The organism is Segatella paludivivens DSM 17968 = JCM 13650, from assembly GCF_000373185.1.
Classification (GTDB): domain Bacteria; phylum Bacteroidota; class Bacteroidia; order Bacteroidales; family Bacteroidaceae; genus Prevotella; species Prevotella paludivivens.
This window is the reverse complement of the sequence record NZ_KB890633.1, coordinates 1-13,985: the sequence shown is the minus strand read 5'-3', so window position 1 is coordinate 13,985 and position 13,985 is coordinate 1. Positions and strand designations below refer to the sequence as shown.

At 37.5% G+C, this 13,985-nt stretch carries 6 protein-coding genes; 5 read left to right on the top strand and 1 reads right to left on the bottom strand.

Annotated elements, in window-relative coordinates; translation table 11 throughout:
- Positions 1 to 2 precede the first annotated feature (2 nt).
- From B045_RS0103965 to B045_RS0103945, 5 genes are all read left to right on the top strand, one after another.
- Positions 3 to 992, top strand: a complete 990-nt coding sequence (locus B045_RS0103965; RefSeq protein ID WP_025883897.1) for a DUF4859 domain-containing protein — start codon at positions 3 to 5, stop codon at positions 990 to 992.
- An 11-nt stretch (positions 993 to 1,003) separates the two neighbouring features.
- Positions 1,004 to 3,334, top strand: a complete 2,331-nt coding sequence (locus tag B045_RS0103960; RefSeq protein WP_018462973.1) for a DUF6055 domain-containing protein — start codon at positions 1,004 to 1,006, stop codon at positions 3,332 to 3,334.
- 2 nt (positions 3,335 to 3,336) lie between these two features.
- Positions 3,337 to 4,551 (top strand): DUF6055 domain-containing protein, encoded by a 1,215-nt coding sequence (locus B045_RS0103955; RefSeq protein ID WP_018462972.1) that lies wholly within the window; start codon positions 3,337 to 3,339, stop codon positions 4,549 to 4,551.
- A gap of 53 nt (positions 4,552 to 4,604) precedes the next feature.
- Entirely contained in the window at positions 4,605 to 8,543 is a 3,939-nt protein-coding gene (locus B045_RS0103950; RefSeq protein ID WP_025883900.1) for a hybrid sensor histidine kinase/response regulator transcription factor, read from the top strand.
- An 81-nt stretch (positions 8,544 to 8,624) separates the two neighbouring features.
- Entirely contained in the window at positions 8,625 to 11,585 is a 2,961-nt protein-coding gene (locus tag B045_RS0103945) for a two-component regulator propeller domain-containing protein (RefSeq protein ID WP_018462970.1), read from the top strand.
- 467 nt (positions 11,586 to 12,052) lie between these two features.
- Here B045_RS0103945 and B045_RS0103940 read toward each other — a convergent pair whose 3' ends face one another.
- On the bottom strand, positions 12,053 to 13,093 hold the full coding sequence (locus tag B045_RS0103940; protein ID WP_018462969.1) for a hypothetical protein: 1,041 nt from the start codon (positions 13,091 to 13,093) through the stop codon (positions 12,053 to 12,055).
- Positions 13,094 to 13,985: the final 892 nt, after the last annotated feature.

Genomic DNA, 13,985 nt, shown 5'->3' with positions numbered 1-13,985 from the left:
TTATGAAAAAGAATATATTATATATAGCGGCGGTTTGCATGGCGTTAGGATTAAGCGCTTGTAGCACAGACCCTGAAGATGCTGTAGAAAAGCATGTATATACAGAGAATGAGGCTCCTTATCTGCGAACTGACGCAAGTGCCAATATCAGCACTACTGCTGAATTTCGCAAGGGGCATGTAGCTCTTAAAACAATAAATCTTAAAGATTATGCCGAAACTATCCAGACAAAGTTAGGTATGACTGTAGACGATATGATTGCAGGACTTGAAACTGGCAAAGTTGTATTCTACAATATCAATACTTCTCGTGGAATATGGGATAAGACCGCTACCACTAAAGGTACAACTGGTTGGTACTATAACAAGTCGGGACAGATTGTGAGTAAAGAATCTGACGCAGCCGGATATATAGAACTTGATAAAGCATCAAAGTCTATAATAGTTGGAGTGCCTGAAAACTCTTCAGCAGGTGTGTCTTTTTCTGACAATGTAGGTTTTGCTATAAACAATGGCAAAGACTATGACCAATATGTGAGGCTGAGCGTTCTGATATCTGTTACAGACCCTGGACTTATTATGCCTACAATAACGATTCCTACTGGTGATTATAGTTCTTATGAAGTTAAGTTTGCCGATTATTCAGATGCGATTCAAAAATGTCTTGGTATGACTGCATCTGACTTTAATTCTGTTGTGCAAGATTCAAAAGGTGACATAGCAATGTATATGGCCGACGATGAAGGCAAATGGGATACTACATCTACCTATACTGCAAATGGAATTGGCTATTGGCTTGATGGATCAGGAAAGGTTACATCATGGGGTAAAACCGGATTTAGTTATTTCGTAGAGACTCATGATGGTACTGTAGGAATAGGTAGAGCACCAGGTGTTGCAGCAGGAACAAAGATTAAGCTACATTTTGTCTATGTAAGTAAGACAGATAATAGCAAATTTATAGAATTCGTTTGTAATGTTACAGCTGAATAACCCTATCTACAATGGATAATAATAATTATTCAATAATAAGCAGGAGTGCCCTAAGGGTTCTCCTGCTCTTGATTACGGGATTCATATCGGCATGTACTGATAGTAACGATGTTGTTATAGGTAATATAGCAATAAGCGAAAACGAAATGCCAAAGACCGTTGATTGGGATGAAGTGGAGTCTTCTGTTTCTTTCAATGCCAACAGCAGTTGGACTGCAACTGTTGATGATGTTACAAGCAGGGCTGCAAACACTCAGATAAGTTGGATAAAACTGACTTGTCCTTCTGGTAGTGCAGGAGACAATAAAATGCCTATACTCTTAACGAAGAATGATAATGATACATATCGTGAAGCAACAATAACCATAAAATGTGGTGATAAACTTTCACAGATCACAATTCATCAGAATGCCAATCCTGATGCAGTACATATAATGGATATATCAAAGATCCCTGATTATGCAAAATACTATTGTCCGGGAACATGGAACGAGGGCTTTGAAAAAGGACCTGAAGGCATGTTGCGTTCTGATGCAAAATGGTCATGGTGGCGACACAAGTCAAGTGAACACTTCTTTGTATTCTGGGCTCCTGAATTTGGTGACAATCCTAATGCCGAAACTGTACCAGAAGCTCTGCGTGTAGACGTAGACGACTTGTTGGCTAAGGCAGAGAACTTCTATAAAACAAATGTAGAGAAGCTTGGTATGACAACAACAGGTCAAGGTAAATCTGTGCTTGATAAATATAAAATGGAAATCTACTTGCTTTATCAGACAGAATGGCTTGCTACTGGATCTGGATATGATAATACTATAGGTGCATTGTGGGTAAATCCATCTACATGTAAACCGGTAGGTTCTACAATCGGTCACGAGATTGGACACAGTTTCCAATTCCAAGTTTCAGCCGACAAGCTCTTCACTGGTGAGGCTCAAGCCATGAGTAATGGAATTGTTCCTGTTGGATTCCGTTATGGATTCGGGCAAGACGGTTCTGGTGGATGTGCTTTCTGGGAGCAATGCGCCCAATGGCAGTCTTTCCAGGATTATCCGCAGGAAGCTTTCACTCAGGATGCAAACGTACAGGTTTGGCTGAAGAATCATAATCGTCGTTTCAATCACGAGTGGCAACGCTATGCAAGCTACTGGTTCCAGTATTATTACACTCAGAAATATGGCATACAGGCATACTCACGTATATGGAAAGAAAGTAAATATCCAGAAGATCCTGTTGAGACATATACCAGATTGTATTGTGGTGGAAATCTGAACACTCTTTATAGTGATATGTATGACTATGCTGCTCATTGTGCAAACTATGATTTCGATGCAGTACATAAATATGTCACTGACGCAGCTCTTAATTATGGTACAAAATTATTTAAGAACAGCAATGGATATTATCAGGTTTCTTATGATAATTGCCCTGGTACAACAGGTTTCAATCTAATTCCTTTGAACATTCCTGATGCAGGAACGGAAGTAACGGCTCATTTCAATGCTCTTGCTATTGGTTCTACACTTGCTTCTGGCGATGCTGGAGAGATTGTTGATGCTGACGGAAAGTCTAAAGGAAATGTAACTACCTATAATAAGCAGTCTAACACAAATGCTGGATATCGTTATGGTTTTGTGGCAATAGACGGTAGCGACAATAGCCATTACGGAAAAATGTTTAGTGCTACTTCTGGTGATGCTACTTTCAGTATACCTACAGGAACAAAGAAACTCTATCTTGTTGTACTTGGTGCTCCTTCTACTTACAACAGAGAGGGTTGGGACGATGATGAGACGAATGATGAACAATGGCCTTATCAAGTTAGCTTCAGCAATACTGATTTGTTGGGCAACGTTACCATACCAACTGGTTCACCTGAAAGCATCACATTGTCTCATTCTGCAAGTCTTGATTCTTCATCACCCGATTATGTATTGGGCACAATGAATCTTTTGAACAATGGTGATATGGGTAAGATTGCAAAAGCATTCAAACTTCAGCCTGCTGAAATAGCTGCTGCAACTCTAGCTGCTGGAAAGGTTACGGCAGACGGACCTACTGAGGGCAAGATAGCCATTGCCAATACCAATCCTGATGGATCAATAAGTTATGCTTATTCTGCTAATGGAACTGGCTTCTGGATAATGGCAGACGGAACAGCTGGTAAATGGGGTGAGAGTCCTGTATATTTTGAATACAATTTCACAGGATATAGTCTTGCTTATGGTCACAAGCCTGGAGCATCAATAAAGGGTAAGTCTTATACAATACGTCCTACCATGGTGTATATGAAAGATGGTAAACTGTATAAGGCTGTAATAGACTTGCAAATGAACTTCTGATAATGAGAAAAATCATCATCTGTATTGTTGTCTTGTTCATGTCATGTATTGGCATACAAGCACAAAAACTTGTATATATACCAGATTCTCTGAAAGCATACAATCTGGATAATCCAAATGAAAGATGGTGCTGGAAGCATTCTGTGCAGACAGACAATCTAGTGTTTTTCTGGGAGAAAGGATTCGGAGACAATCCTCTTTATCCGCCAGACCTTGATGGACATCCAATGAAAGTGGATATGGAGAACCTTAAGAATCGAGTAGAATGTTTCTATCAATTCTTTCGTGATTCATTGCGCTTTTCTTCACCTGGAAGTAAGGCCGACAAATACAAGATGATGGTCATGATAAACTATTCGCTAGACGGAACTGCCTATGGCGGCACTTATGATAATTTCATAGGTGCGCTATGGGTGGCTCCAAATAGAATACAAGATAAAAAGTTGAATTGTCTGGCACATGAACTGGGGCATTCTTTCCAACTTCAGATACCCGCAGACAGCATCAGTGATATATGGGGAGGAAACGGATTTCTGGAGATGACCAGCCAGTGGATGCTGTGGCAGGTAAATCCTAATTGGGTATCTGATGAGAATTATCATTTCCAAGCTTTCCGCAAACTCACTCACAAGGCTTTCCTCTCAATAGACAATATCTATCATTCTCCTTATGTGTTGCAATACTGGACAGAAAAACATGGATTGAATTTCATTGCCAAACTATATCGTGATGGAAAAACAGGAGAAGACCCTGTCTTGACATATATGCACCTCTGCAAGTTAAATCAAAAACAGTTTAATAACGAAATGTTTGATTGTTATACACGCTTGTTGAACTTCGATTTCCGACATGCATATAAAGAGACTCGTCCTTATGCATGCACCTTTTCCACGCCGATGGATTCTGTCAGCATAAACACTTATCGTATTCCTAATAACATAGCTCCAGAGGAATATGGATTCAATGCAATAAAACTGGCAAAACCACTAAAGACAAACAATATTAAAATAAAGGTGAAAAGATTGTCAAAGGATAATGGATGCGACTTGAAATATTCACTGGTGGAAGAGCCAGAATGTTATTATCTGCTTGTGATGAATGCACCACGCAAACACGTGATGTTGCAGCGTCCCGATGAATATGATAATAATTTAAATGCAAAACCAGCTGTTATTGAATATCAAATAACAGTTAAGTGTACTAATATTTTGAAATAAAATAAAAAAAAAGTATCTTTGCAGTATATACTAATACACATACAAAGATGCCAATGAAAAGAATAATGTCGTTTATTTTTGCTTTACTCATATCATTGCTTTCTTTTGGAAGTATTCAGCAACAAGACATTCGATACCATAATATATCCATGCAGGATGGTCTGCGTTCAAATGCAGTACGAAATATCGTTCAGGATAAATTTGGTTTCATCTGGCTTGGAACTGATAATGGACTGTGTCGATATGACGGAATAAACGTTCATTACTATACAATTTTACAGCAGGGTGCAGACCAATTTATATCTGCATTGCAGAACACCGATAACGGACTGCTAGTCGGTACGGCTCATGGAGCATATTTATTTGATTATAAGTCGGAAACATTTATACCGTTTGCAAAAGTAATAAGAAAACAGATAAATCATTTCTCTACTGATGCAGATGGTAATATATGGATGGCTACAATGGGACAGGGGGTAGTTAGATACAATCCTAAGACAAAGTCTTCTCGTTTATATCACTTCACAGCTAATAAAGGTAATGTATCAGAGGTGTTTGTAGATAGTCGCAATCAAATTTTTGCCATAACAAATTGGGGTAAATATTCTATTTATAAACTAAACAAAGCTACAAACTATTTTGTTCCTTTAAACACCCACGGTGGCAATTATGGATCTTTGGCAATAACTAAAGCTTATGATGGCAGTATTCTGTTAGGAACATGGGAAAATGGCTTATGCAGAATAAATGATGACGGAAGTATCGAAACATTATTGAGTCCTTCAATATCAGGAACAGCACACCATATACATACTCTTTTAGCGCAGTCATCACAAACGGTACTTATAGGTTGTGACGACGGGTTGATTTCTTTTAATCCGCAAACTAGTGAGTGGCATGTAGTGAATGAACATGCTGAAGCAAGAGCCTCGCTAAGTGATAAGTTCATTTACTCTATTATGCGTGACAATGAAGGAGGATTATGGTTTGGTACCTTTTATGGTGGCGCAAATTATCTTTCGCCAGTGGGAGAGCGTTTTTCAAACTATACATGTCACGACAAAGTAAACGGCTTCTGCGGAAACGTTATATCGCGCTTTTGTGAAGATAATAATGGTAACCTTTGGATAGCCAGTGATGACGGAGGACTTAATCGTATGTCTGTTTCTAGTCATAAATTTGTTTCTTATCCGGGGAGTGCCACACTTTCTAAATATAATGTTCATGCATTGTGCAATGATGGTAGATATTTATGGATAGGAACATATACAAACGGAATAATTCGTTTGGATAAGTCTACTGGCGCAATGAAGAAGTATACACAGCAACAGGGACTTTACGGCAGCAGTAGTTATGCAATATACAAAGACCATAGAGGAAAGATATGGGCTGCTACAATGGAAGGTATAAATCTGTATGATTCCGCAACTGATTCGTTTCATAAGATATGTCTCACAGCAGGACTTACCATCGATATTAAAGAGGACAAAAACGGATTTATATGGTTTGCCACTGAAGGTGGGGGACTCATAAAATACAATGTTGTAACAAAAAAATATAAGACATATCGCTATAGTAAAATGCAAGGTTCAATACCTTCAGATCAGGTGAACTGCATCCATATAGGAGAAAACTCTCAGATGATTATAGGTACTTCTAACGGCATGTGCAGCTATGAACCTAAGACTGATAAATTCAAGCTCATACCTATTAATACTGATAGAACCGATATCGGAAGCATCATAGAAGATCAGGGCGTACTGTGGATATCAACCACACATGGAATAATAAGATACGTAGGGGGAGAGGCACAGCAGTTGTTTAATCGCTATGATGGTCTTTATTCAGAAATTTTTCAACCTAATGCCGGTATTAAGACATCAGATGGATGTATATATTTTGGAACAACAAGTGGCTTTGTTGGTTTCTATCCATACCAGATAAAGGCAAACAATATTTCGCCAGCTGTATATATTACAGGATTAGAACTCTTTAATAAACCTGTTGCTGTGGGCGATGAAAGATTGCCTGAATCGCTCAACAGTATAAAGAAATTAAATTTGTCGTATAAGGACCACATGTTCAGTTTATCGTTTGCAAGTTTAAGTTATTGCAGTCCTGAAAAAAATCAATATGCCTATATGCTTGATGGATTTGACAAGGAATGGAATTATGTTGGCAATCAGCATAAAGCAACATATACAAATATACCTGCTGGAACATACACTTTCAGGGTTAAGGCTACCAATAATGACGGATTGTGGAGTTCAAAAGAGGCAACGCTTCTTATTGTTATTCATCCACCATTCTGGTGGACTCTGCCTGCAAAGCTTATATACATTATATTGATATTAGCGGCAATATATTTCAGCATGCAGTATAAACTGAAAGGTGCAGAAAACAAGCATAAGGAGGAAATACGCAAGTTAAATATTAAACAAGAAGAGGATACACGTAAGGCAAGGCTTAACTTCTTTACGATGATAGCACATGAGATTCGTACTCCTGTGACTCTTATTATCGGTCCGCTTGAGAGTATAAAAAATGAATTATGCGAAAAACACTCTGCTTTTAGTTCACAATTATCTATTATTGATCGTAATGCACACCGTCTGCTCGAACTTGTAAATCAATTGTTGGATTTCAGTAAGGTTCAACAACAAGGTCTGCTTGTTAATTATGATTCGTGTAATATAGCCGAACTGTTGAGCTCTGTCGCAGAGAGGTTTGCTCCGTCTTTTCATCAAAAGGGCATTTCTTTTTCTGCAACATATCCACCTAAAGATTTTGTAGCTGTAATAGACCGTGAGGGAATAACTAAGGTTGTAAGCAATTTGATGTCAAACGCTCTTAAATATTCTCGTTCACTTGTAAAACTTGATTGCAGTGTAAATCCTATCGACAATACGTTTACTATTGTGGTAGAAGATAATGGCGACGGAATAAGTAAGACTGACTTGAAACGCATCTTTAATCCTTTCTTTCAGGCTAGCGACAATAAGCCAGGAACAGGTATTGGATTGAGTATTGTTAAGCAGATAGTAGAACAGCATCATGGTACGGTGAATGTTGTATCTGAAAAAGGAAAAGGAGCTAAGTTTATCATTACTTTGTCTGATGTAATAAACGAAAAAACTGATAAACAAGCAGTAGCTAGTGAAAGTATCTCACAAGAAAATATTCATGCAGATAGCCATCAAAGTGATGAGCTAGACAATAATACGCAGTCGAGTATAAGTGAATCTGTTCCAACGATGCTTATCGTTGATGATGATCCTGATATGTTGACATTCATATCATCTAATTTTGCCAAGTCATATACATTGTTTACCGCACAGAACGGCGTTGAGGCTTTGGAAATATTACATAATAAAACAGTTTCGCTTATTGTCAGTGACTGGATGATGCCAGAAATGGATGGTGCTGAATTGTGCCGCAGAATACGTAAAGATTATACAATAAGTCATATTCCTTTTATCATGCTTACTGCAAAGACGGATAACGATTCTAAAGCAGAAAGTATGGATTGTGGTGCTGATGCATATATTGAAAAGCCTTTCTCAATGAAATATCTTGAAGCGTGCATACGCAACATGATAGAAATGCGACATTTGCTTATGCAGAAGTTCTCAAGTCTGCCATCTGAACCAATTTCGAGAATAGCAAATACAACGGTTGACGATGAATTTCTTACGCATATGAATACCATTATTGAGGAGAATATTTCTAATACAGAACTCAACGTGGCTTTTCTTGCTTCTGAACTCGGAATAAGCCGAAGCGGACTGTTTGCAAAGATAAAGGCTTTGGCTGATGTTACGCCGAATGAAATGATACAGGTGATAAGACTCCGCCGTGCAGCTGTGCTTTTGCAGCAAAACAAGTATCGTATAAACGAAGTGTGTTACATGGTGGGATTCAATAGTCCTAGCTATTTCACGAAGTGTTTTCAAAAGCAATTCGGAACAAAGCCGGGAGAACATTTGGCATAGATGAGATAAGAAATATAAAACGCTTATTGTTTTATTTCAAAATAAAATATTATCTTTGCATAGGTAAAGATTATTATACCAATGAAACGCTTATTTATCTTTCTTATTTCAATGTCTGCTTTTATATCTACGTTTGCACAGCCTGCTTTCGTTGATAAATGCAATATGTCTTATCTAAATATGTTGAGCGGACTTCCAAGTAATTTTGTTGACGATATATACAGTGATAGTTTCGGCTTTATATGGATTTCCACTCATGGTGGTGGACTCGTTAGATATGATGGATTCTCATATCGTTATTTTGGAGTTGGCAGTGATGGAATGGCATTGAAGAGCAACACTTGTCATAATGTTGTTGAAGACAGGTTCCATCGTCTTTGGATAAGTTTCGAAGAATGCACAGAAGTGCTAGACCTTAAAACAATGCATTCTGTTATGCCTAAGAGTAAAAATGATGAACTCAAGCGTATTATGAGCCAAATGTCAGTCAGGGTGTATTGTGACAGCAAAGGATATATTTGGATTGTAGATAGAAATGATATATGCAGGGTAGAATTTGATGAATCAGGAGATGTAAAAGATATTTTAAAATTTGGATATACTAACAATACTCCTGATATAGCCATTGTCGATATAAATAATGATGGTTCTGTATGGGCTGCTGTTGACGGAGGGGTATACCGACTCCTTGTTTCTAATCATGAGATTGTGCGCATGGATATTTCGCAGACATTCAAAGATCTTCCTGGAGTTTTTGTTACCTCTATTTTGAATTATCAAGGCTGCACATGGATAGGTACAAATGTTGGACTGATGAGATATAACATGCTCAACAGACAAGTTAAGATCTATAAAAACACGATAGCCAAGAATTCCCTTTCTCATTCTTACATATCCGCATTAGCTCTGTCACCAGATAACCGTTTAGTTATTGGAACGCTTTGTGGTGTTGATATGTATAATCCAGATACTGATGATTTCTCTCATTGGAACATGTCAAGCAAGATTAATCCATTGAGCAGCAATTTTATTAATTGTGTTTATTCTCTAAATGGATTCTTATGGATTGGAACGGAGACTGGTGGCATAGCGCAACTTGCTCCAAGACAGTTGAGACTAGAAAACTTTATGCATTCTGATGATCCAACGAGTATTTCTCCAAATGCTTTAAACGCAATGTATGTTGAGCCAAATGGTACACTCTGGGCTGGAACTGTTGAAGGCGGTTTGAACAGAATGGAAAGAGGAAAAAGCTCTTTTACGCATTTCACAACTTCTAATTCTGCATTATCCCACAACAGTGTGTCAACTCTTGCTGTTGACGGAAAGTCTAGACTGTGGGTTGGTACTTGGGCTGGTGGTCTTAATCTCATTGATCTAAAAACTCATCGTACTGTTTCACGTCTTAACGTGCCGCAGAAATATAAATCACTGCTTAACTTTATCGGGGCTTTGGCTTACGATAAGTACAATAACATCATGTGGATAGGCAGTAATGATGGTATATTCGCTTATGACCTTAACACGAATACTGTGTTTGATCCTTTTAATGGTAACCGTGATATACGAGGTGCTATAGGCTCTATTGTTGACAGATATGGCTATCTTTGGATAGGATGTGTTACTGGTGTTGTTAAAATCAATTTGAACTCACCTGGAAGGCGTAGCCATAGATTTAACTATGTTCATATCACGAATAAACTTGATAATCCAAAGAGTGGAATAATAGATAAGCTATGTGCTTTTTGTCAGACTCGAAACGGCACGTTATGGTTAGGCAGTAATGGATACGGACTATACAAGCGCATCATCGGCAAGAATAAACATGAAACTTTCAAGGCATATACGCTAAGGGATGGATTGGCAAACAATTCTGTTAAGGGCATTGTTGAAGATAATAATGGCATGTTATGGATAACAACAGAAAACGGTCTTTCGCAGTTTAATCCTAAAACAGAAACGTTTACAAACTATTCTGCCAATGACGGATTATTGTCTTCACAGTTTTATTGGAATTCTGCTGTGAAATCGGCTGATGGAATAATTTATCTTGGAAGTGACAAAGGACTAACGATATTGAAGGGTGACAATTCTGATGCTCTTTATAAGGGGCATTTAAGGTTTACCAGACTCATGGTTGACAATGAGGAGATATATGCAGGAAGTCGGTTCTTGGATGAAGATATATCCATTGCTCATGAAATAAATATTAGAGAGGGTGATAAGTCATTGTCAATTGATTTTTCTTCGCTCAACTATGGTAATGAGAATCGTGGAGGTTACTATTACCGCATGAAGGGATTTGAGGATGATTGGATTCCTTTGAAACCTGGAGAACATAGCGTCAGATACACAAGTCTTCATTCAGGAAGTTATCAGTTTGAAGTGAAATATTCTTCAGCTGTTACTAATGGAACGGGAGACATTATCTCAATAGATGTGAATGTGGCTCCTTATTTTTGGAAGAGCTGGTGGTTTGTTTCTATATTACTTTTGGTATTGACTGTGCTTGGCAAGTATCTTTATGAATGGCGCATCACTGAGTTGCGTAGACGTGAGGCAGAAAAGCTTATGCGCCCGATAGAGGAAGCCATACGGGAGAGTGACGAACCTAATAAGTTGCAGTCGCGCATAGAGGACATCCTTAACAATCAGCGCAAATTTAGTGAAAGCAAGATTAAGAGTTTTGAAGCTGATAAAGAAGAGTTGAAACAGAACAATAAACCGTTCATTGATGATGTGATTGCTATTTTGGAAAAGAACTATATGAATTCTGAATTTGGTGTAGGTGAACTCGCTGATGAAATAGGCATGAGTAGGGCTGTGCTTAGTCGCAAGCTGTGTGCTGATACCGGACTTCCTACGAGTCAGTTTATTCGTAATTATCGTCTAGGAATAGCCAAAGATATATTAATAAAGAATCCTGGCAACAGAAACATCACAGAAATAGCTTACAAGGTAGGTTTTAATGACCCTAAATATTTCACTCGCTGTTTCACCCGTCAGTATGGTTCATCGCCAACAACTTACAAGAGCGAATAACAGCTTGCTGCATTCGTCTGCGTGAGAATTTTCACGCAAGCGTACTCAATCAATCCGCACAGACGAAACCCCAATGTATCCCGCAGATCTCGCTGATTTACGCAGACGAAACCCAAAACAACATGAACCATACCAATCTGTCTTTCTCTGCGATGTAATGCAGCCTGCTGCATTCCTCTGCGTTATCTGCGAGAGAATAATCATGTAAGCTTAGTCAATCTATCTGCGAGAACTATCAATATATCTATCTCTGATTGGGCTTAAAGTGGCAAAGATAAAAAGAGTAGCTTGAAAACAGGTAACTGATTTGCTACCTGAATCTTTAGTGTCATAAAACAAAGGTTCTCAATGAATGGTCTTTTCTATAACCTAAATACCTTTAGGGGGTATTCAATATCAGCCATATATTGAAGTTAATATGCAGATACTTCTCATACAAGAAGTACCTACATATCTACATTATTTTTTTATTTATAATCAAGTCTTACAGCTTCTTTAAATCCTTGTTCTTTATCCTCATGAATAATCTCACGCAATTTATTCCAGATGGCAAAACTCTCTTTAAGAGTAACTTCTGTGTATTTTACTCCTTGATTTAGATTATTACTGATAATTTCTTTCCCACGGATTTTCTGAAAGGAATCCATTGTTAGTTTTACTCTCTCGAATCCATTTTCACCTTTTGATCCAATCTTACATGGCACAAAACTATACATTTTTTTTGTAGAATCATTTTCACAAGTTATGGGGTTGTCATAACTAGCACCGCGATAACAAGTAAAATCAGATCCATTTTCACAACCTTCTGATTTACTTTTAATGCTAGTGCAATCTGATCCTTTACGGTCGTTCTTTTCATTACTATTGCAAGGAGAATTTAAACTGTCCTTCCATCCTTTAAAGTTCATAATGTCACAGTAATAATCTGGTGCAAAGTCGTGCAAATCCTTTAAATCAGAATTTATTTTATACTTTAACTTATATTGATTCTTCTTATTCTTATCGTCTCCCACAACAAAAACTGTATCTAAAGCAAAGTATGCGTTATCTTTATTATGATTAATATTTGAACCAAATAAAATAATACTACCTGGTTCCAATTGCTGCAACTTTTTATAGCGTGATTGCATGCAACAGCTATAAAAAAATCCTTTATCGCCGAAAACAAATGGGTCTGTATTGGTAGGTGTTGAATTTTTGTCTCCTTTGATGTGCTGTTCTGATTCATTAAGCCTTAGAAATGGCTTATGAATATATTGTGGGCAATGACCTTTAACTTTAGTCTGAATCTTAGTGACTTCTGAATCTGGTTCCCACTCGCCCCAGAAATAAATATCATTCTCTTTTGTTTCTTTCCCACCCTTAATATAAGCACCTTTAGCATGAAGAAATTTTCTTTTGTGGTCTCCTGTATTCCAAGGCTTAATTGTTTTCTCTCTCGTTTTTATAAACTCTGATCGCTTATATTCTTGGCCAGAATGCAGAAATTGCACAATTTTAATACTCATAATTATTGTTTTTTTAGTTTGACTAAATGTATAGGATTGTAAAAGTAATAATTTTATACCATATAGTGCCATCTATTTAAATTAAATGTCCTATTTTTATCTTTTTTAATTTATTGCAAAATTAAAAATATTATCATCTTTTGATGATATAAATATGATTATTGACGTTTCATAATTAAAAATACTATTATATTCTCCCGCAGATTTATTGTATCAACATGAACAGCAGCATTTCCCGCAGATTCACGCAGCCCCCCAACTATACTAACTACAAACTGTCTTTCTCTGCGTTATAATGCAGCTTGGCTGCATTCCTCTGCGTGATCTGCGCTATCTGCGGGAGAATATTCACGTAAGAGTGCTCAATCAATCCGCATAACGAAACCCTAATGTCTCTCGCAGATCCCGCTGATTTACGCAGACAAAACCCAAAACAACAAAACTGCAATAATCTCACCATCATTTCAACCTGTCTTTCTCTGCGTTATAATGTAGCTTTGCTGCATTCCTCTGCGTGATCTGCGCCATCTGCGGGAGAATAATTCACGTAAGCATACTCAATCTATCTGCGTGAAAGTAACCATGCGAGCATACTCAATCTATCAGCGGGAGAATACACACAAGTATACTTATCTATAAAATCCATCAAATAGCCTTCCCGTAGATTGCGCAGAGTAATATACAGGAATGGAAAAGTATATCTGCGGGGAACCCTCTAGGAAATGGCTTTGTCTATTATTTTGAATAGACATATATAATCTGTACTTAAATACCAAAGATTCGTCTGTTATTTAATTGTAAATGGGTTTGTACTTTCTTTTTATTGGTTTTTGATTTGTATTTTTGTAATTCACTTTTTAAATTATTATTATTATGAAAGTAACATTCTCTT